This window comes from Treponema sp. OMZ 906, from assembly GCF_024181185.1.
Taxonomy (GTDB): domain Bacteria; phylum Spirochaetota; class Spirochaetia; order Treponematales; family Treponemataceae; genus Treponema.
Map to the genome: position 1 here is coordinate 2,176,023 of NZ_CP051196.1, position 20,237 is coordinate 2,196,259.

Annotated in this window: 18 protein-coding genes; 12 read left to right on the plus strand and 6 right to left on the minus strand. The window is 43.3% G+C overall.

Annotated elements, in window-relative coordinates:
- The first annotated feature begins 29 nt into the window (after nt 1-29).
- From E4N69_RS09795 to E4N69_RS09845, 11 genes are all read left to right on the plus strand, one after another.
- Nucleotides 30-1,997, plus strand: a complete 1,968-nt coding sequence (locus tag E4N69_RS09795) for an ABC transporter ATP-binding protein (protein ID WP_253823699.1) — start codon at nt 30-32, stop codon at nt 1,995-1,997.
- A 208-nt stretch (nt 1,998-2,205) separates the two neighbouring features.
- Entirely contained in the window at nt 2,206-2,817 is a 612-nt protein-coding gene (locus E4N69_RS09800; protein ID WP_253823700.1) for a class I SAM-dependent methyltransferase, read from the plus strand.
- A 70-nt stretch (nt 2,818-2,887) separates the two neighbouring features.
- Nucleotides 2,888-3,385: a GNAT family N-acetyltransferase gene (locus E4N69_RS09805; RefSeq protein ID WP_253823701.1), complete on the plus strand. Its 498-nt coding sequence runs from the start codon at nt 2,888-2,890 to the stop codon at nt 3,383-3,385.
- 150 nt (nt 3,386-3,535) lie between these two features.
- Nucleotides 3,536-5,350, plus strand: coding sequence for an ABC transporter ATP-binding protein (locus E4N69_RS09810; RefSeq protein WP_253823702.1), 1,815 nt, complete (start codon nt 3,536-3,538; stop codon nt 5,348-5,350).
- A gap of 214 nt (nt 5,351-5,564) precedes the next feature.
- Nucleotides 5,565-7,325 (plus strand): aspartate--tRNA ligase, encoded by a 1,761-nt coding sequence (gene aspS, locus E4N69_RS09815; RefSeq protein WP_253823703.1) that lies wholly within the window; start codon nt 5,565-5,567, stop codon nt 7,323-7,325.
- 3 nt (nt 7,326-7,328) lie between these two features.
- The gene (locus E4N69_RS09820; RefSeq protein ID WP_253823704.1) at nt 7,329-8,372 is read left to right on the plus strand and encodes an amino acid--tRNA ligase-related protein; all 1,044 of its coding nucleotides are present in this window, start codon (nt 7,329-7,331) and stop codon (nt 8,370-8,372) included.
- Between the two features lie 79 nt (nt 8,373-8,451).
- Nucleotides 8,452-8,688 carry a hypothetical protein gene (locus tag E4N69_RS09825; protein WP_253823705.1) on the plus strand — a complete coding sequence of 79 codons (237 nt, stop codon included), beginning with the start codon at nt 8,452-8,454 and terminating at the stop codon, nt 8,686-8,688.
- A 372-nt stretch (nt 8,689-9,060) separates the two neighbouring features.
- Nucleotides 9,061-9,855: a hypothetical protein gene (locus E4N69_RS09830; RefSeq protein WP_253823706.1), complete on the plus strand. Its 795-nt coding sequence runs from the start codon at nt 9,061-9,063 to the stop codon at nt 9,853-9,855.
- Nucleotides 9,856-9,942: 87 nt separating this feature from the next.
- Nucleotides 9,943-10,530, plus strand: a complete 588-nt coding sequence (locus E4N69_RS09835; protein WP_253823707.1) for a hypothetical protein — start codon at nt 9,943-9,945, stop codon at nt 10,528-10,530.
- Between the two features lie 339 nt (nt 10,531-10,869).
- Nucleotides 10,870-11,043 (plus strand): hypothetical protein, encoded by a 174-nt coding sequence (locus E4N69_RS09840; RefSeq protein ID WP_253714242.1) that lies wholly within the window; start codon nt 10,870-10,872, stop codon nt 11,041-11,043.
- Nucleotides 11,044-11,092: 49 nt separating this feature from the next.
- A complete protein-coding gene (locus E4N69_RS09845) occupies nt 11,093-11,422 on the plus strand; it encodes a hypothetical protein (protein WP_253823708.1) in 330 nt (109 codons plus the stop codon).
- Nucleotides 11,423-11,967: 545 nt separating this feature from the next.
- On the opposite strand, the gene E4N69_RS09850 is transcribed toward E4N69_RS09845, so the two are convergent.
- From E4N69_RS09850 to E4N69_RS09875, 6 genes are all read right to left on the minus strand, one after another.
- Nucleotides 11,968-12,642: a cytochrome c oxidase assembly factor Coa1 family protein gene (locus E4N69_RS09850; RefSeq protein WP_253823709.1), complete on the minus strand. Its 675-nt coding sequence runs from the start codon at nt 12,640-12,642 to the stop codon at nt 11,968-11,970.
- Nucleotides 12,643-12,707: 65 nt separating this feature from the next.
- On the minus strand, nt 12,708-13,640 hold the full coding sequence (locus E4N69_RS09855; RefSeq protein WP_253714245.1) for an ABC transporter permease: 933 nt from the start codon (nt 13,638-13,640) through the stop codon (nt 12,708-12,710).
- 3 nt (nt 13,641-13,643) lie between these two features.
- Entirely contained in the window at nt 13,644-14,744 is a 1,101-nt protein-coding gene (locus E4N69_RS09860) for an ABC transporter permease (RefSeq protein WP_162664141.1), read from the minus strand.
- Nucleotides 14,744-16,249 (minus strand): ABC transporter ATP-binding protein, encoded by a 1,506-nt coding sequence (locus tag E4N69_RS09865; RefSeq protein WP_162664142.1) that lies wholly within the window; start codon nt 16,247-16,249, stop codon nt 14,744-14,746. The genes E4N69_RS09860 and E4N69_RS09865 overlap by 1 nt, the downstream gene beginning before the upstream one ends.
- Nucleotides 16,250-16,427: 178 nt before the next feature.
- Nucleotides 16,428-17,519 (minus strand): BMP family lipoprotein, encoded by a 1,092-nt coding sequence (locus E4N69_RS09870; protein WP_253714247.1) that lies wholly within the window; start codon nt 17,517-17,519, stop codon nt 16,428-16,430.
- A gap of 291 nt (nt 17,520-17,810) precedes the next feature.
- Nucleotides 17,811-19,511 (minus strand): methyl-accepting chemotaxis protein, encoded by a 1,701-nt coding sequence (locus E4N69_RS09875; RefSeq protein WP_253823710.1) that lies wholly within the window; start codon nt 19,509-19,511, stop codon nt 17,811-17,813.
- A gap of 197 nt (nt 19,512-19,708) precedes the next feature.
- Here E4N69_RS09875 and E4N69_RS09880 point away from each other — a divergent pair, with 197 nt between their 5' ends.
- On the plus strand, nt 19,709-20,194 hold the full coding sequence (locus E4N69_RS09880) for an ABC transporter permease subunit (RefSeq protein WP_371922385.1): 486 nt from the start codon (nt 19,709-19,711) through the stop codon (nt 20,192-20,194).
- Nucleotides 20,195-20,237: the final 43 nt, after the last annotated feature.

Below are 20,237 nucleotides of genomic sequence, written 5' to 3' on the forward strand. Positions count from 1 at the left end.
CGATTATTTGATATGGAGGATTATTCTCTATGAATGATACAAAAAGGTCGCTGGGGAAAAACGCTACAAAGGACCGGCAATCCCCGGCAAATACTACAGAGGAAAATCCGGCACGGGGAGAAAAGACACCGCAGCAGCAGGAACGAAATCCGGCAAAACAGCAAGCCATTAAACGACTGTTAAGCTATGCGGGCAACAGCAAGAAATTTTTATCGCTGTCGCTGGTGCTTTCCGCTTTAAGCGCACTCGTCAGTTTTGTGCCGTACATTATGGTGTTCTTTGTAATGCGCGATGTGATTTCCGCAGTTGCGGCAAAAGAAGCGGTGAATGCAGCAGCTCTTACACGCTACGGGCTGTGGGCGGTCGGTGCTGCGGCGGCGGGCTTTGTGCTGTATTACGCGGCGCTCATGCTTTCACACGCGACGGCATTTACCATTCAGCAAAACCTTTCGATACGGATGGCGGAAACACTGGCAGACCTGCCCATTGGCTGGCATATTACGCATGTCAGCGGCAAGGTACGCAAGGTGTTTGAAAAAAACATTAATCAACTTGAAACGCTCATTGCTCATAATATGCCTGACACCGCACAAAACATGGTCTCTCCTTTTGCGATACTCGCGCTTACATTGGTATTCGACTGGCGGCTCGGACTGATTTCTCTTTTACCGCTTGTGCTTGCGTTTGTTCTGCAAGCTGTTTTAATGCGGATTAGCACCAACTCGGGCTTTATGCAAAAGTATGAAGACGCGCTTGAGCAGATGAACAACGCGGGTACCGAATATGTACGCGGTATTTCGGTTATCAAAACTTTTAATCAGTCTGTTTACTATTTCAAAAACTTTTACACCTCTATTATGCACTATAAAGAATTCGTTCTCCAATATTCGATGTCGTGGGAAAACGGCTATGCGATTTTTTTATCGCTTATCAAACTCGGGTTTGTCTTTTTACTTCCGGCAGCGTTATTGATGGCTGGGACAGCAACGCTTGACCCGCACTTTTTTTACAGCTTTGTGTTTTACCTTGCTTTCGCACCGGTTACCTACACAATGCTGATGAAAGTTATGTATGCAAACACGTTTTATCAGCGCTCAAACGATGCGCTCAACCGTATCGAAGATATTTTGCAAGCACCGCTGACCAAAGAACCGGAAACATCCATACTGCCTAAAAAATATGATATAGCATTTAACAACGTGATATTTTCATATAAGACGGAACCGGCTGCCGCCTCTGCAAAAACCGCACCGGAAACAGACGGAGGAAACACCGGCAGAGCAGCCCCATCTCCTCAGAGCCGAACCGCGATAAACGGCATCACACTCAGCATTCCCGAACATTCGCTCACTGCTCTGGTCGGTCCTTCAGGGGGCGGCAAAACAACCCTGGTAAATTTGCTCGGCCGCTTTTGGGAAGTTGATGCAGGAAGTATCAGCATCGGCGGTATTGACATCCGCGATATAAAAACACAAGACCTGCTGCACACTGTCGGCTTTGTGTTCCAAGAGAATAAGCTTTTTAAGGAAAGCATTTTAGAAAATATCCGCTACGGCAAAAAAGATGCAAGCCGCGAAGAGGTAATGGAAGCACTCCGCAAAGCCGAGTGTATGGACATTATCGAAAAACTCCCCGCCGGTATCGACACGGTGTACGGCACCAAGGGCACATACGTCTCAGGAGGAGAAGCCCAGAGGCTCGCCATCGCCCGCGCCCTGTTGCAGGATGCCCCCATCATCGTACTGGATGAAGCAACCGCCTTTGCCGATGCCGAAAACGAATACAAAATCAAAAAGACCTTCGACGTACTGCTCAAAGACAAAACCGTCATCATGATTGCACACCGCCTTTCCTCAGTCGTAAACGCAGATAAAATCTGTGTTATAGAAGAAGGCAAAATCGCAGAAGAAGGCACACATAAGGAACTGCTTGCGCGGAAGGGTTTGTACGCAAGTATGTGGGACAATTTCCAAAAAGGCATCGAATGGAAAGTATAGGTAATGGGTAATGAGGAGAGCAGTTTCTTAATTACCTGATAGACATTACACATTGGTAATAAGCGTTAGGGATTGAAGGGGCAGCGCAGCTGTTCCGTAGGAATGGAGCGATAGCGGAACCCCGCAAAGCCCGACGGTTTAGTTTTGCTTAAGCAAAACTAAACCGGAACGCCCAAAATAATATCACAGTACATAAAAGGAGACAGAAATGAGTTTAGGAGATAATTTTAGGAAGCCTGCGGGCTTTATCGGTAAGCTGATTGTCGCGGGAATGAATTCAGGACATACGCGCATGGCGGAATGGGGCTTTTCGCATTTGGATGGAAAAATTTTAGGCAGCGGTCTTGATATCGGATGCGGCGGAGGCGCAAATGTCAAACGATTGCTTGAGCGCGGCTGCGAAGAGGTAACCGGTATTGATTATTCCGATGTCTGTGTTGCGCAATCGACGAAATGCAATAAGGCGTATATCGAACGGGGAACCTGCCGTATACTGCAAGCAAGCGTTTCTTCTATGCCCTTTGAAAACGATTCATTCGATATTGCGACGGCATTTGAAACGGTTTATTTTTGGCCGGAAATAGAAACAGCGTTTAAAGAAGTGTTCCGCGTGCTCAAAAAAGGAGCGCACTTTTTTATCTGCAACGAAGTAGACGGGCTTCATAAAGGCGATGAAAAATGGCCGAAAAGAATCAGCGGTATGAAAATCTATACCGGTGAACAGTTGAGTGCACTGCTGACTTCGACAGGTTTTACCGGTATACAAACCGACTCGCTTTTTGCAAAAAGGTATCTGTGTGTAACAGCGCGGAAAGGGTAAATAATTGATAATTGATAATTAAATAAGATGGTATTGGTAACCGGTTTATAAAAATATTATCGAGGTGTTCATGATATTAAGAAAATATGAGGTGCAAGATTCCAAAATCATTTGCAGTTGGATTAAGGATACAAAGCAGCTTTATCAATGGTCTGCCGACAGAATAGGGCGGTTTCCGTTAAACGGCAATGAGTTAAATGAATACTATGATTCGATGAACGGTATACAGTCTATCATCCCTCTTTGCGCCGTTGACGAACACACCGTGCTCGGTCATTTGTTTATCCGGTACCCAAATAAAGACGATAAAACACTCGTCCGATTTGGGTTTATTATACTTTCGCCTGAGAGCAGAGGAAAGGGAAACGGAAAGGAAATGGTAGCACTTGCAATAGAATATGCAAAAAACGTTTTGCATGCTTCAAAAATAACATTGAGAGTGTTTACGAATAATGAACGCGCTCGGCATTGTTATGAAATCGCCGGTTTCCAACCAACAGGAAAAGTTATAACCTATATGATGCCGGATGGCGTATGGGAATGTATTGAAATGGAATTGAATATCTAACTTTGAGGTCGGGTTTGCATCAAACGCAAATCTCGTTCCTGTATGAAACCACCGCCATCCGTTGCGGTTCTGATTAGAAGGGGTCGTAGGGGAAGACCTTTCTTTTTATCGAAAAAAAAGAAAGGTCTTCCCCTACAATATGGAGAAATTATGTTACAAAGATTTTTTGCGTTATCCGATGCGGGGACGCGGAATTTACGCTTGTCGATTACGCTCGGGGTTATTATCAATTTATTTGTGATGGTGCCGCTAGGACTTTCGCTGTATGTGCTGCAGTATTTTTTGGCGCGTATTATGCAGCAAGGTTTTCAAGCCCCGAATGTATGGGCGGTGGTAGCAGCCGGAGCGGCGTTTATTGCCGTGCTGTTTATCCTTGAGAAATTAAAGTACGGCAGAACGTATAACGGCGCGTATGAAGAAGCGGCGAATGTACGTATTTCGCTTGCAGAGTCGCTTCGGAAGCTTCCGCTGTCGTATTTCGGCAGGCAAGATTTATCGTATTTAACCTCGACGCTTTTAAACGATGTTACAACGATTGAACAAGCGTTTTCTAATGTCGTACCGGAAATGTTCGGCGGTATTATTTCGATTTTAATTGCGGCGGCTCTTTTAGCGTTTTTGGATTGGCGGATGACTATTGCGTTGTTTGTTTGCGCCTTTGCAGGATTTTTTATTGTTGTCGGCTGCCGGAAGCTGTCGGAAAAAAAGATGAAAAGCGTCATCGTACGGAAGGATGGGATATACGATTCGCTGCAGCAGATGATAGACAATATCAAGGTGTTGAAATCTTCCGATAAAAAAGCTTTGTATGTGCAAAAGCTCAAAGACGATATTACCGAAACGACGAGCGTTGCGCTCAAATCGGAAGCTGCGATCGGAGCGCTTATGTTCGGTGTGGCTGCGTTGATCCGGTTCGGCTTTCCGCTCGTCATTTCTTACGGAGCGTACTTGCTGTCGCAGGGGCAAATCGAACTGTTGACCTATATCGTTTTTTTACTGGTCTCATGTCGTATCTTCGATCCGTTGACGACAGTGTTTATGCTGCTTGCCGAATTCTTTTATACACTGATTGCAGTTGAGCGGAAGCAGGCGATTGTCAATTATCCCAAGCAAACGGGAAGCGAAACTTTTAAGCCGAATGGGTATGATATCTGTTACGATAATGTGTCGTTTTCGTATAATGAACCGAGCGGCAAAGGTGCGACTGACATCGGTGGAAGCGCTGCCGGTAATTCACATAATGCAGGCGGTGCCGCAAACGATACTGGAGAAAACACGGTAAGCGGAATCAGCTTTACTGCAAAGCAGGGCGAAATTACGGCTCTCGTGGGACACTCCGGTTGCGGAAAATCCACCATTGCGCGATTGGCTGCGCGCTTTTGGGATGCGTCATCGGGTACAGTCAGCATCGGCGGCGTCGATGTTTCTACGGTAGAACCGGAAACTCTGCTGGGCGCATTTTCGATTGTATTCCAAGATGTCGTGCTCTTTAACGACACGGTGTACAACAATATTTTAATCGGCAACCGGAATGCGACAAAAGAGCAGGTGCTCGCCGCCGCAAAAGCCGCGCAGTGTGAATCGTTTATCGAAAAACTGCCGCAGGGCTACGACACGGAAATCGGCGAAAACGGCTATACCCTTTCCGGCGGAGAACGCCAGCGGCTTTCCATCGCCCGCGCTCTCCTCAAGGACGCACCGATCATCCTCTTGGACGAAGCAACCGCCGCCCTCGACCCTGAAAACGAAACGCTTATCCAGCATGCCATCGGTACGCTTATAAAAGGTAAGACAGTCATCGTCATCGCTCACCGCCTCCGTACCGTAGAAAATGCCGATAAGATTATCGTGCTCAACAAAGGTACCATTGCCGAAACCGGTACCCACGCCGAGCTGATGGAAAAAGACGGTATTTACCGTGAGATGTATAGGTTGCAGAGAGAATCGGAACAGTGGTCTGCGTAACTTGCAAATATGCGGGCATCTGCGTTGTCGCTTTGCAAAAAACAGTCCTCGACGTACAACAAGTACGCCTGCGGGTGTTTTTTGCACGCTCCTAGCATCTGCTCCACCTATTTGCAAGTTGAGGGGATTACTCTCTCTTCTCTGTCCAGCATGAATCAGAACACGAATTGCATAAACACTCCGTTTCAACTATACTTATTCCATTATGATAGAAATGAAACGTACAGTTACCTGCGGAGAGCTGCAAAAAAGCGACGCCGGTAAAACAGTAGTATTAAACGGATGGGTGCACCGCAAGCGCGACCACGGCGGTATCTCTTTTATAAACTTACGCGACCGCTATGGGCTGACACAGGTGGTTGTCGATGACGATGCAAGCGCTGAACTAAAGGAAATCGCAGCCGGTTTGAAGATGGAATATTGTATTGCCGTTGAAGGCACAGTGCGGGAGCGTCCCGATTCCATGGTCAACACGGAAATGACAACCGGACATATCGAAGTGAAGGCGCAGCGCATTGTCGTGCTGTCGAAAAGCGCCGTGCTGCCCTTCCAGATTGACGAAAAAACCAACGCCAACGAAGACCTCCGGCTCAAGTACCGCTACCTCGACCTGCGTTCCCAGACTATGCAGGATCACCTGATACTGCGCTCAAAGGTTACGTTCGCCGTGCGGGAGTACCTCACAGCGAAAAACTTCTTGGAAATTGAAACGCCGACCTTTATTAAATCGACGCCGGAGGGCGCACGCGACTATTTGGTACCCTCCCGCCTCTATCCGGGCAAGTTCTATGCGCTGCCGCAGTCCCCGCAGCTGTACAAGCAGATACTGATGGTCTCCGGCTTTGACCGCTATTTTCAGATTGCCCGCTGCTACCGTGATGAAGACGCACGCGGCGACCGCCAGCCTGAATTCACCCAGATCGATATTGAAATGAGCTTTGTTTCCCGTGATGACGTGCTCGATGTTACCGAAAATATGTTCCGCACGGTATTCAAAAAGACGATCGGTGCGGACTTGGCGCAATCCTTCCCGCGAATCAGCTATGATGATGCCATCGACCTGTACGGCACCGACAAACCCGATATTCGCTTTGAGATGAAGATGCAGGATGCCGCATGGCTGGCTGAATGCACCGAATTTGCCGTGTTCAAAGATGCGGTCGCCGCCGGAGGAGCTGTCAAGGCGCTTGTAGTGAAAGGACAGGCACAAAACTACAGCCGCAAAAAGATTGAAGAGCTTGAAGCTGCGGCAAAAATCTACAAGGCAAAGGGGCTTGCATGGACAAAAGTTGCAGGCGGCGCATTTGAAGGCGGTATTGCCAAATACTGTGCCGGTGCCGAGGCTGAAATATGCAAAAAGCTGAATGCCGGGGACGGCGACCTCCTCCTCTTTGTTGCCGATGCAAAATATAAAACTGCCTGCACCGCACTCGGCGCTGTCAGAAGCAAACTCGGTAAGGATTTAAATCTACTTGACCCAAAAGTATTCGCCTTTTTGTGGGTTATCGACTTCCCGCTCTTTGAATGGAATGAAGATGAGCAAAAATGGGATCCCGCTCACCACATGTTCTCCGCGCCGCAGGAACGCTACCTCGACACGCTGGAGCAAAACCCCGGCGAGGTAAAGGGAGACCTGTACGACCTCGTACTCAATGGCTACGAAGTCGCTTCCGGCTCAATCAGAATCCACAATCCGGAGCTGCAAAAACGGATATTCAACATCGTCGGCTTTAACCCCGCCGATGCGGAAAAGAAGTTCGGCTTTTTAACGGAAGCATTCAAATACGGAGCGCCGCCCCACGGAGGTATTGCCCCCGGTCTTGATCGCATCGTGATGCTGATGGCAGGCGAAACCTCGATTAAAGAAGTAATCGCCTTCCCCAAAAACACCTTCGCCGTCAGCCCCATGGACGAAAGCCCCAGCGAGGTTGATGAAAAGCAGCTTGCCGAACTGCACTTGAGCATTCGGGAATAAACAGTGGACATAGAAGCTATCGAATTCCGTGCGGCTTGTTTACAGGCTGCGCGGAATTTTTTTATTACACATGGCTATCTGGAGCTGGACACTCCGGCGCTTGCTCCGGCGCTCATCCCCGAAAGCTGTCTCGAAGTGTTCCGCACAGAATACCTCAAACCCTTTAAGACCGGCGAAGAAGCGGCAGTCCCGCTCTTTCTTGTCCCCTCCCCGGAAGTATTCATCAAACCAGTTATCGCCGCGCACGGGCGATCGGTGTTTCAGCTTTCCAAATGTTACCGCAACTGCGAATCCGTCGGACATATTCACAACCCTGAGTTTACCATGCTGGAATACTACACCATGCAGGCGGATTACCGCGATTCCGTCACGCTTACCGAAACTTTTCTACAGACTATGGCGCAGGCAGTTGCGGGGCTGCCGCTTGCCGATCCCGAATTGGGTGCGATACTTTCCAAACCGTTTTTGCAGCTGACTATGGACGAAGCCTTTAAACGATTCGCCGGTTTTTCCCTTGCCGAAGCGGAAACACCGGAACTTGCCTTCCATGCTGAACGGCTCGGCCTCGGCGACAGAGCGCAGTATGAAAGCTGGGCCTGGGATGATTTATACGAACTGCTCTTGGTGCACTGCATCGAACCGCAGCTTCCGTTCGATATGCCGGTTGCACTGCTGGACTATCCCGCACGGGTACCCTGCCTTGCACGGGAACGGTCGGAACAGCATACCGCCGCTGACGGGCACTGTTTTATATGGAAGACAAAAGAGCGGTGGGAAGTATATGTGCGCGGAGTAGAGCTCGCAAACTGCTATACCGAAGCGCGGGATGCGGGAGAGATCAACCGCTCTTTTGCGGATGAAGCAGCGGTTAAAAACGCAACGGCGCGGGTTCCGCATCCCGTACCGGAGAACTTCGGCGGGATCTGCGCCCGTATGCCCCCATGTTCGGGCGTCGCGATGGGCTTTGACCGCTTAATCATGCTCCTCGGCGGCAAAAAAACACTCGAACCGTTTTTATATGGTAGAAAGGTGCAGCTGACAGTTTAGATTGAAAGCGAAACGTTTCTATGATATGCAGATGCTTTTCTCATAAAGATATGATATAATAACATGAGTGGAGGTTTATATGTCATACGATTCAGTTTGTGAACAAGTAAAAACTCTTCCTGAGTCATGTCTTGAAGATGCCTCAAAATATTTAACATATTTATTGTATCAATACAATCAGTCTCAAGTTGAAGGTATGTCAGAATCTGATGAAGAATTTTCAGCAAAAATGCAAAAAGGTTTTGATGAAATGAAAAATGGGCGTGTAACTCCGTTGAATGAAGCTTTTTCTGAAATCAAGAGAAGATTTGCATAATGGAATATAGCATAGTTTTATCTGACCAGGCAAAAGAGGATATTGCCGGAATTTACGGATATATTCTTAATGTCTTAAATCGATTGTACTCGGTAATGAATGAATTAAGTTATATGGCAGAAAGTCATCACTCGTATCCGGATGGACTCTAGTATTCTAAAGGTGTACATTATTTTTATGTCGGAAATTATTCGATTTTTTATGTTGCTGAAAATAATGTAGCAACAGTAATACATGTCACTTATGGAACAAAAGATTTAGAAAAAGTTTTATCTGATTATAAATAAAACCGAACATTATTTTCAGAACCGACATTTGGTTTGTCATAAAACTTGCTTAATGTGCCTATACGGCACCGCTTTGGAGAAAATTATGAAAAATAAATATGAATTAAAAAGTTTAATTACATTAGCCATAGATATATTACAAAATGAAACAGAATATATTTTCTATAGAAAAGTAATCGATAGAATATTTGAAGAGACAAGAAAAAACTTCTCTATAGAATCAGTAAATATAAGACTCACAATAATAGATTCCTTGTATTCAACAAATATGGGACGAAGATTATTTGGTATAACAGATTTATCAAATGAAATATTTTTAATTGGAAAAGATGAGTATTTATTAACGGAAATAGAAAAATATAAGAAAGATAGTGAAGATTCAAAAATAAGCATATTATTGAAAAATGAATATGGAATAAGAAAATATGGAAAAAAAGTTGGAGCAGCCCGTTCATTAATATCAAAATATTTATACTTTGTTTCAGGTCATAATTTTCCGATAGAAGATTCATTGGTAAAATTAAATATAAATGACGTGCTGAAATATTTTTATGAAAAAGCTATAATTATAAATGATAATCTTTTACATGAATTGATATCTTTCTGTGAAAATGAAAAAATTAAATTTGATGAGTTTGATAATTTTATGTGGCTGTTAGGAAAGTTATTAAGAGGTTCTTTATCGTTATTATTACCTAAAGATAACTATTTGAATATTATTAAAAACTTAAAAATAAGCTCAACAAAAAGTAAAGAAGTTGATAAAGAAATTGCAAGAAAAATAATTGATACACAATATTTAGATTTAATTAATAAAGATATTTCTAATGCTTTATATAAATTTCTTACTTTTATAAAAGATTTTAAGAATATCACCTAACACCCGCTTCAATCTGACATTGCCTTTGCTGCACCGCAGGTTAAGTGAATGTTATGTTGACTGCCCTTCGGGCAGGTTGGAGGAAGAATGAAAAAAGGATGTCTTATATCTCTGTTACTTTTTATGTTTCTTTATTCTCCTTTGTCATCACAAAATTATATTACAGTTGGGGCAAACATTGATTTAGGTTTTAATTGTGATAAAGCAGTTATTGATGAAATTGGATTGATTATTCCAAAACCTAGTTTATATTTAGGATTCAATATTTTCAAAGAAAATAAAAAACTTGGAGTTCATTTTGATGGAAATATAATTTTTTCACATAGTAAAGAAACCTTGTGTTTAGGATTTGGTTCTTTGCTTGCACCTTCCTTTCTTTTACTTTTAACAAAAAACAACGGTTTTATAATTTCTCCGGGACTTTCATTCGGTTTTCTTCTTGGAGGAACATCAAATAAAGAAAAAGAGACCACAATTGGACAAGCCTATATAGGAATAGGAAGCAATATTACATATTTTTTCAAATCTGGATTCAGTATTGGACTTAATTTAAATTATTATCCATTGATGCTCATACATCATTCTATCAAAGAAGATGATATATCAAAAAGATTAGAAAAAAACGAAAATAGTTTTTCAATCGGAATAACTATCGGCTATACAGATTGGTTTTAATAGTAATCGGAAAAATCAAGTCAAGCCTGATCATTTTAATATAATTTTTGATTTAAAACGAAAATAACTAAAAAACATGTTATAGTATCAATATATAATTCAGAAAATGACACTGAGTATATAATTACTGTATATTATTTTGGCGAAGAAACTGCGCAAGATATTTATAATCGTGCTGAGCATTGCGTCTCTTCAGAACAGGAAGTTACGATTATGGAATATAAACAGCTTGTCTCTGCGTAAAATCTCATTGCGGCTTTCTCGTTTCTCCCAGCTTATCCGCCGCTCTGTTAGATGAACGTACTATCGTACGAATTATCAATTCAGGAGTTATAAAGTATGAATGAAAAAAATGAACTAAAGAAAAAGTCGGATATTGATTTATGGATCATTTTTATATCAACAATGCTTGTTATTATTTTATACAATAGTTTTTTATCAATAATTAGAACTATAACAAAGAATGCATGGGGATGTGTATTTATTTTCATTATATTTTGGAATGCTTATTAAATAATTTATTTGATCTAACACCCGCTGGGGCGCTATAATGGGATAATAAATGAGAAAAATTACGATTATATTTATATTATTTTGTATAGTATTTGTTTCATGTTCACAAAGACAGATTCCATTTAACAAAAAACAATGGATGAGAGAAAAAAATCGATTTTATATGACCGATTCGCTTATTAAAAAATTAAATGAAGATAAACCCAAAAGAGCTGAAATATTCGATTTGCTAGGAAAACCAAAACTTGAAGGTAGGATAAGTGATAATGAGGCCTCTTATTGGTTAAAATCTGACGGTTTCCTTGCTATGTGGGAATTATATATTGATTTTGATGATAACGGAAATTTTAAATCTGCTGTGGTTGCATATGCCGATTAAAAAGAGAAAAATCTTTTTCAGCAAGTTTTAGTTGCTGAACATAAGCTGAACTTTTAAGATTCAGTTTAAAAAGCTTTTTCACATCACATGCGCACCGTTTTTTATAAAATATTTTGTGTTGACAAATCGATAAAATAGTATGTATAGTATAGATGTATATGACATTTAAATGGGATGAAAATAAAACTCTGAAACTATAATGTTAGGTCGACAAGCTAACCACTTGCGGAAAATTTATAGGGGTTCTTAAATGAAAAGGAATACATTTGTTGTGCTACTAGTCTATCTATTGACAATATCAGTAGCAGTTGGATTTACAAGTTGTGAAGTAAAAGAATCACCCTGTCTGCAATGCCGTGGAACTGGAAAATGCTCACACTGCGATGGGACTGGACAGGATTACGATACGCATTGTTATAATCATAATTGTGTTGCGTGTAAAGGTTCTGGAAAGTGTCATAGATGTAAAGGAACCGGAATATTATAATAGCAAAGAAAGTCTAAAATCCAGGTTTACAGTACCACATAGAACGGCTACTAAGCAATTATTTTTCTTCCAATAGATTCACAACATTAGGGCTATCAACTTCTTTATAAAATAAGATTTTTTGATATGTCCAAATCCCATTTTCTTTTTTAGCCTTTACATAAACCCTAGAAATTCCGTTTTTTCCCTTTATCTTATATGAAATTGAAGCATCACCGGAAGAATCTCCACGTGCATTAATTGATCCCGATATCATTCCTATTTGTTTATAATCAGCTCCAATATACTCCATTATCTCATGGTTTGTTTCAATTAATTCTATTGAATGCTTGAATGGTGTGCTCATTTTAAATATTTGCATTATCGAAATAACAATTATGGAGGACAAGCCAATAATAATAAACAAAACACAAACTACAGTAATTATTATTTTCTTACTTTGTTTTTTCTTTATATCTTTGATTTCAGTTTCGGTTTTATTTGCTAAAACTGTTTCTTTTCCGCAATAGGGGCAAAGTTTAGCCCCATTAGGAATTTTTTTATTACATGATTCACAGATTTCTAAAGGCTTTAAAATTAACATTACAATAAAAACCCATATTCCTATTCCCGGCCAAATTCCAAGCCAAAACCAATGGGGCGAGCGATTTTTCTTTTTTGCAACAATTATGCCGGCTATTATTGGCCCAATCCATAAAATAAGAAAAATGATAAGGAATATTTTTGTGTCCATTTTATACTTCCTTTAAAAAAAATGCGTGAAACTTTTAAAAATTTCACGCATAAGGTTGGGATTCTTTAATACGGTTCGCCGTTTGCCTTTGGCGCGGCGGAGTTTTTACTGAACAGCACGAGGGCTATCAGTGTAACGAGATAGGGAAATATCTTGAGCCACACCGGCGGTATACCGCTTAAAGCGGGAATAACCTGTGAAACATTCGCAACGGTGCGGGCAAACCCGAAGAAGAAGGTTGCACCCAAAATACCGAACGGCTTCCATTGACCGAAGATCAAAGCGGCGATAGCCAAGAAGCCAAGTCCGTCTACGCTGCCGTTAAACTCTCCCGAATAGGTTACGAGAATGATGGAGCCGCCCAATGCGGAAAGCGCACCGCTCGCACATACCGCAAAGTACCGCATCCGATGTACGTTGATACCGGCGCTCGCAACGGCAGACGGATGCTCGCCGCAAGCACGCAGCCGTAACCCGAACGAGGTCTTATATAGCAGTATCCACGATAGAATAAGTATCAGTAGTACCAGCCACGTGCTCCAATACACTTGCGAAAAGAAGAGCGGCCCCAATACGGGAATTTTTGAAAGTCCGGGGACGTCCTGCCGGATAATACCTGCAACACGTACGTTTCCCGAACCGGTTATGGTACGAGCCATATAGATGGTTAACGCGGCGGCGAGCATATTGATAGCAGTACCGCTGATAACCTGATCCGCTTTCAGTGTAATCGACGCAAAGGCATGCAACAGCGAAAAAAGGATACCGGCTACAGCGGCAACCAGCAAGCCGATAGGAATAACAATCCCAGCCGGAACGGAATGTTGCAGCAAATTGATAGTGACCGCTGCGGAAAAACCGCCGATCAGCATCAATCCTTCAAGGCCGAGGTTCGTAACGCCGCTCCGTTCGCTGTATAGCCCACCGAGCGAAGTAATCAAAAGAGGAATCGTATATGCAATTACATATGGAAAAATAAGGGTTAAAATATGCCACATACGTTATACCTCCTCCGCAGCAAGCCCTGCTGTTTGACGTGTGCGTATTTTTTTGGAAATCATACCCCAGAAGCGTTTAAAGAGCAGGCTGGTCGCTGTAAAATAGATGATAACCGCAATGATGGTATCTGCAATTTCCGGCGGAACAATAGTGTTTGCGCTCATAAAGCCCTTACCGACATGAAGCACGCCGAAGAAAATCGAACTGAGCGCAACGCCGACCGGAGTACCGGCGCCAAGTAAAGAAACGGCGATACCGTCAAACCCTTGTGAGGGCATTACGCCGATCTGCATATTCAGTGCGTAGCCGGTATAGTAGGTAAGTCCCGCCAAACCCGACAGCGCTCCCGCAATCATCATCGAAATAACGATATTCCGGTTTACTTTGATTCCTGCGTATTCCGCACAGTTACGGTTATAACCGACTGCTTTTAATTCAAAGCCGAGGGTAGTCTTATCCAAGATAATTTTAAGAAGGATCATTGCAAGAATACCGAGAAAGATACCGTAGTTTACATATTCGCTGCTGAACAAATCGGTAAGCCATGGGGTACGAAGCGAGCGGGCAACTGCGATGGATTTACTTTCCGTTTCCAGATATTCCGCTTTTAAGTAGCCCGGTACGATATAAAAAACGAGCCAATACGCAATCCAGTTCATCATAATGGTAGAAACAACTTCATGCACATTGAACAGCGCTTTTAATAAGCCGGGAACAACGCCCCAAAGCGCTCCGCCTGCGATACCGATAAGAATCAGTACAATGAAAAAGATCGGCCGCGGCATAGATGTCGCCGACAAGGCAAACATACTGCCAAGCAATCCGCCGATCAGCATCTGCCCCGAACCTCCGATATTGAAGAGTCCGGTTTTAAATGCAAATGAAACGGAAAGCCCCACCAATAAGAGTGTCGTTGCCGTTGCAAGCGTATTCCCGATGCGTTCAATATTCATAAGTCCGCCACGGAAAAGGTAAGAAAAAGCGGTAAAAGGATTTTCTCCGATACAAATAATCAGAATCGCTCCGGCAATTAAACCGAGCAATACGGCGGAAAGACTGATTACAAGGGTATTATCCGAAAGCGAAGTGTGTCTTTTTATCATCACTGTTGGCCTCCATGTTTGCGCGTATCTCCGGCCATCATCAATCCCACTTCCTCGACCGTAGTTTCTTCAGGACGAACTATACCGGTTAGGGTGCCGCGATGCATAACTGCAATTCGATCCGACAGATTAAAGATTTCGTCCAACTCAAAAGAAATGAGCAATACGGCTCGCCCTCTGTCCCTGTGTTTGACCAATTCTTTATGGATTGCCTCGATAGCGCCGACATCCAGCCCACGGGTAGGCTGTACGGCAATCAGCAGTTCCGGATCAAGGGCAATTTCACGGCCGAGGATAGCCTTTTGTTGATTTCCACCACTCAAGTTCCGTGCAGCCGAGTAAACCCCTTCGCCGGAGCGAACATCGAATTGCTTGGTAATATCACCCGCAAATGTGAACATCCGGTTTTTATGCAGGAACCCGTGCTTTTGAAAAGGTTCTTTGTAGTATGATTTGATAATCGTATTTTCGGCAATCGTATACTGCATAACCAAACCGTGTTTCTGGCGGTCTTCGGGAACCAATCCCATACCCGATTCATTGCGTTCGCGGATAGAGGTCTTCGTGATATCCTTACCACTTAGCAGAACGGTTCCTTCCGCAATCGGCATTAATCCCGAAAGTGCATGAACAAGCTCACTCTGCCCATTCCCGTCAACCCCCGCGATACCGACAATTTCGCCTTTATGCACTTGCAGTGAAAAGTCATTGACGGCAGGTACTTTTTTTGCACCGATAACTTTGAGGTGTTGTATATCGAGTACGACTTCGCCGGGCTGTGCAGGCGTTTTTTGTACCTTAAATTCCACCGGACGCCCGACCATCTTTGCTGCCATCTCGTTTTTGGAAGTAGTGGCGACGTCTATCACATCGATCAATTTTCCTCGCCGTATGATGGTGCAGCGATCCGCAACGTCCTTAATTTCCTGTAATTTATGGGTGATGAGGATAATGGATTTTCCTTCCTTTACCAGATTCCTCATTATTTGGATAAGCTCTTCGATTTCCTGCGGCGTTAAAACGGCGGTAGGCTCGTCAAAGATGAGCACTTCCGCATCGCGGTACAGCATTTTTAAAATCTCCACACGCTGTTGCATACCGACTGTTATATCCATAATGCGTGCATTCGGATCGATTTGTAATCCGTATCGGGCGCTTAATTCTTTTATTTTTTTTTCGGCCTTATGCAAGTCGAGAAAAAAGCCACCTTCTTTTCCGAGGATAATATTTTCGGTGACGGTAAAGTTATGTACAAGCTGGAAATGCTGATGTACCATACCGATACCGAGTTCGTTAGCATCATTCGGATTATTGATAACCACCTGTTTACCGTTTACAAGGATTTCTCCCGCATCAGGGTGGTATAAACCGAATAAGATACTCATAAGAGTGGATTTACCCGCGCCGTTTTCCCCGAGAATTGCATGGATTTCCCCCTTTTTTACCTGCAATGTTATATCATCATTTGCAACAATACCGGGGAATTCTTTGCGGATATGGCGCATTTCAATAGCATATTGTTCAGACAGATCAGGCCTTCCTTTATTTACACTGTAAACTTTTATCTAATTACTATTGTTAAAAACCTCAGTTTTTAGAGATTTCTCAATAAACGATTAAAGAAAAATCCGAGGCGTACGTAGTCATACATCCTCGGATTTGCAGAAAACAAACGCTTATCGATTAGCGGAATAAATCGCCCTGCTTGTCGGCAACGACAATGGCGCCTGACTTAATCTGCTGATAAATTTCATTCACTTTCGCTTGTACCTCATCGGAAAGGTTGGGGTTCTCCGGAGGAATACCGACCGCATCTTCTTTTGCAGTCAAAATAAGTGTTCTTCCACCTTGAAATTTACCATCGAGTTCGTCTTTGACCATATCATAAGATGCACGGTCTACATACTTCATTGCAGAAGTTAAAACGACCGATTTTTTATCGGGGAGTAATCCTTCGTTATACTGATTAACGTCGACACCGACAACCCATACGTCTTTTCCGACCTGACGGCGTGCTTTTGTTTCATTGATTACACCGACGCCGACGCCGCCTGCTGCAGCGTGGATACAGGTAACACCGCGGTCAAACATGGAAGCAGCGATCTGCTGTCCCGCTGCGATATCGCTAAACGTTCCCTGATATACGAAATCCTCCGGATGCATTTCGATGTTCGTTCCAAGATTTTCATTGGCATATTTAATACCTTGCTGCCATCCCCAGTTGAACTTCTGAACAGCCGGAATTTCCATACCGCCGATAAATCCGAAGCGGCCTTCTTTTAATTGAAGCGCTGCGGCAAGGCCGGCAGTGAAGCCTGCTTCCTGTTCGGCAAAGAGAATACCGATGGTATTCGGCCCGTTTTGAGCATCATACGAATCGGCAGGATGAGCGTTGCCGTCGATAAGGACGAGTTTTGCATCAGGGTATTTTGTCTGTGCCTTGAAAATTGCAGTTTCAAATTTAAAGCCAGGGCAAACGATGAATTTATATCCTGAATCATAGAGGTTGGAGATTTCTTTTACATAGTCCGCTTCGGTTGTCCCCACCGGCTTTAAGTATTTAATCTCAACGCCAAGTTCCTTTTCCGCACGGATAATGCCTTCCCATGTTCCCTGATTGAATGATTTATCATCAATCGTCCCCGCATCGGTAACCATACCGACTTTCATAGCTTTCTTTGTCGTTTCCTCGCTTTTTGTACATGAGCAAATGACAAATGCACTTAATACCAGTACAGCTGCTCCCAGTACCGCTTTTAAGCTTATTTTTCGCATATTTGCGCCTCCTCAAATAAGTTCAATAAGTATACCTCAATAAAAATACCGTGTCAAATCGTTAATATAATGGAGGTAAACGCATCAGGTTGTTAGGAGTATATCCCCCGCAAAATAACGAGGCTGTATCAGCAGAATTTCGCCGCTTTGCGGCTCAAATGCTGCTCCAGCCTCGTTATTTTGCGCTATGGTTTTGACTGTCTGATGCGTTTACCCATTTACCGAAAAAATTTCGCACAAAAAGACAGCAGTCGCCTAGAATATGTATAATGCGAAAGCCCTGATACCTTGCTAGAGTTGGAATGAATCAACTTCCCGTACGACTTCTTGGATAGCTTGTGCATTTTTTTGAGTAACTTCGTGGACGGTTTGGATTGCCTTGTTGATGTTCAATACATCACCGGTCATTTCGCTCATTTTCTCTGTCAGCGCTGCGGTTAGGGTATTGAGCATCGCCATTTCCTCTGCAGTATGGCGGCCGTTATTTGCCATTTCTTCCGATTTAGTTTTTATATCATGTGTTATACCGTTGATATCCGTAATAGCTGCGGTAATTTTTTCACTGCCGGTTTCCTGCTGTTGCATTGCTTCCAAAATACCGGCTTCCTGCTCGGAAATTTTGCTCACCAATGTGTATACCTGTTCAAACGCCTTTTCAGTCGTGCTTTCGGTATTGGTTAATTTCTGGATAATCTGTAAAGATTCTTTAATGACCGCGGCAATCTTTTTTCCTTGCATACTTGATTCTTCCGCTAATTTCCGAATTTCATCGGCAACGACAGCGAAACCTTTACCCGATTCACCGGCATGTGCCGCTTCAATAGCTGCGTTCATCGCTAAGAGATTAGTTTGGCTCGCCACATTTTGAATAACTTCACCTGCTTCCAAAAGATCGCCTGACCTTTTGGCAATTTCCATTGCCGCTTCATTGGCATTTTTTGCCCCTGCCTTTCCTTGCATACTCAGTTGATACGCATCTTTGATAACGGTATTACTTTCTTCAAGTAATTCGGTAACGGCTCTCACGTTTGTTATCATCGTTTCTATCAATGAAGAAGACTGCATAAGTTTATTTGATTGGATAACAATGTAGCCGTCGAGCGTATTGAGTGTTTCCAAAATCGTTTTTACCGTACTGTCGGTCGTTGTTACACTCTCGGCCTGATTCATCAATTGCTGCTTGAGGCTATTGATATTTCCGGCAATGTGACCGGCGCCTTCTGACGTAGTCTGCATTGTTCCTTCAAGAATGGTTCCGTGCTCCGTCAAATTACGGAGAGCGTGATGAATCGCTTCTATGACCGATTGATTGGCCGTTTGCTTTGCGCGTAAAAGCGCCTCATCTTCTTGCAGCTGTTTGATGTTTTCCTGTTTTCCAAGATCCGTAATCAAGAATAACACCGCAGCGATAATAACGGCATTAATAATGATTTGCGGAAAGAGAAGCAGATCGAACATGAGCGCGGCGGCCTCTGCGAACGGTTTCTCTCCGAGGAGCGGTACAAATACCATGATGTGCAGTATTTCCCACACTCCACCGAAACCTGAAAAAAGCAAAATCGTTTTGTACGTTAAAGTTATGCGTTCGTATTTCTGCCGAAGGATCAAGACGATACCGGCACAGACGATACCTGAGAAAAAAGTTGCTGCAGAACAGCCGAGCGCTGTCCATCCTCCGACAGTGTATCGATACACGCTGCCGATCAGTCCGACAATGATTCCCGGCAGAGGTCCAAGCAGCGCCGTTGCAACAACGACAACGCCTGTTCTGATATTCGCGAGCGCATTTCCCACTTGGATACCGAGAACCGAAGCCAAAATATTTAAAATAGAAAAGACTAATGTTAGCCCGATTGCAGCAATAAATTCCGCTTGTGTTTTTGTATGATATACCAAAGCGGCTTTTATCGGTCTTATTTTAAATAAAAAATAGAGAGCCATAAAAAAGAGCGCTACATTTGATGTAAGCGAAAAAAAGGTAGTTGCATTCACTGTTTTTCTCCATAAAGATATAAAAATATTTTGAAATTGATAATCCCCCTCCCCCCGATGCAAAGCGCAGAGGTAGTATCCCCTCCGCACGAATAAATATTTCTAACAATAGGAACGATTATCAAAAATCGTGTTAAATACATATCATATTATGTGATAACGCATCAAGTCTGCGATGATAAGGACAACCGCAGGGTATTGATTTTGCGTATACACCGGCCGGTGTTGTGATGGCACAGTTTTTTGTGAACCTTCCATACACCGTTAAAAACTTTTCCGCACTTTTTGATATGCTCGATCATAATTATGTTTTTATCGGAAAAAATCTCGGCTTATCCAATGTACAGATATTTTTTCATATTGTGCTTCCAAACCTCAAATATCAGATAGGCTGCATCTGGATAATATGCTTTGCACGAGTGTTGGGAGAATTCGGCGCTTGTATGATGCTGGCCGGAATTACCGGTATGAAGACGGAAACGCTTACCACCGCTATTTTTCTCAATATGACTACCGGCGACTTTGAAGCAGCGGCGGATTGTTCCTTTCCCATTGAGCGATATCGCCAGTTTGCAAATCGGAACGAACGACTACGATACGGCAATTTTTATTGCAGTACTCAATGCGCTGCACACACCCCTACCGCTTTTGAAAACACATTTTCCGTAAGCCTTTTGAAATAGACTGTTAAGCAGTTGTACATCCCTGTACAACTGCTTAACGACG

Excerpts from the sequence above, each read along its gene's own strand:
- E4N69_RS09795 (WP_253823699.1), top strand. The coding sequence starts at position 30 with ATGAATGATACAAAAAGGTCGCTGGGGAAAAACGCTACAAAGGACCGG.
- E4N69_RS09800 (WP_253823700.1), top strand. The coding sequence starts at position 2,206 with ATGAGTTTAGGAGATAATTTTAGGAAGCCTGCGGGCTTTATCGGTAAG.
- E4N69_RS09805 (WP_253823701.1), top strand. The coding sequence starts at position 2,888 with ATGATATTAAGAAAATATGAGGTGCAAGATTCCAAAATCATTTGCAGT.
- E4N69_RS09810 (WP_253823702.1), top strand. The coding sequence starts at position 3,536 with ATGTTACAAAGATTTTTTGCGTTATCCGATGCGGGGACGCGGAATTTA.
- aspS (WP_253823703.1), top strand. The coding sequence starts at position 5,565 with ATGAAACGTACAGTTACCTGCGGAGAGCTGCAAAAAAGCGACGCCGGT.
- E4N69_RS09825 (WP_253823705.1), top strand. The coding sequence starts at position 8,452 with ATGTCATACGATTCAGTTTGTGAACAAGTAAAAACTCTTCCTGAGTCA.
- E4N69_RS09830 (WP_253823706.1), top strand. The coding sequence starts at position 9,061 with ATGAAAAATAAATATGAATTAAAAAGTTTAATTACATTAGCCATAGAT.
- E4N69_RS09835 (WP_253823707.1), top strand. The coding sequence starts at position 9,943 with ATGAAAAAAGGATGTCTTATATCTCTGTTACTTTTTATGTTTCTTTAT.
- E4N69_RS09840 (WP_253714242.1), top strand. The coding sequence starts at position 10,870 with ATGAATGAAAAAAATGAACTAAAGAAAAAGTCGGATATTGATTTATGG.
- E4N69_RS09845 (WP_253823708.1), top strand. The coding sequence starts at position 11,093 with ATGAGAAAAATTACGATTATATTTATATTATTTTGTATAGTATTTGTT.
- E4N69_RS09850 (WP_253823709.1), bottom strand. The coding sequence starts at position 12,642 with ATGGACACAAAAATATTCCTTATCATTTTTCTTATTTTATGGATTGGG.
- E4N69_RS09855 (WP_253714245.1), bottom strand. The coding sequence starts at position 13,640 with ATGTGGCATATTTTAACCCTTATTTTTCCATATGTAATTGCATATACG.
- E4N69_RS09860 (WP_162664141.1), bottom strand. The coding sequence starts at position 14,744 with ATGATAAAAAGACACACTTCGCTTTCGGATAATACCCTTGTAATCAGT.
- E4N69_RS09865 (WP_162664142.1), bottom strand. The coding sequence starts at position 16,249 with ATGCGCCATATCCGCAAAGAATTCCCCGGTATTGTTGCAAATGATGAT.
- E4N69_RS09870 (WP_253714247.1), bottom strand. The coding sequence starts at position 17,519 with ATGCGAAAAATAAGCTTAAAAGCGGTACTGGGAGCAGCTGTACTGGTA.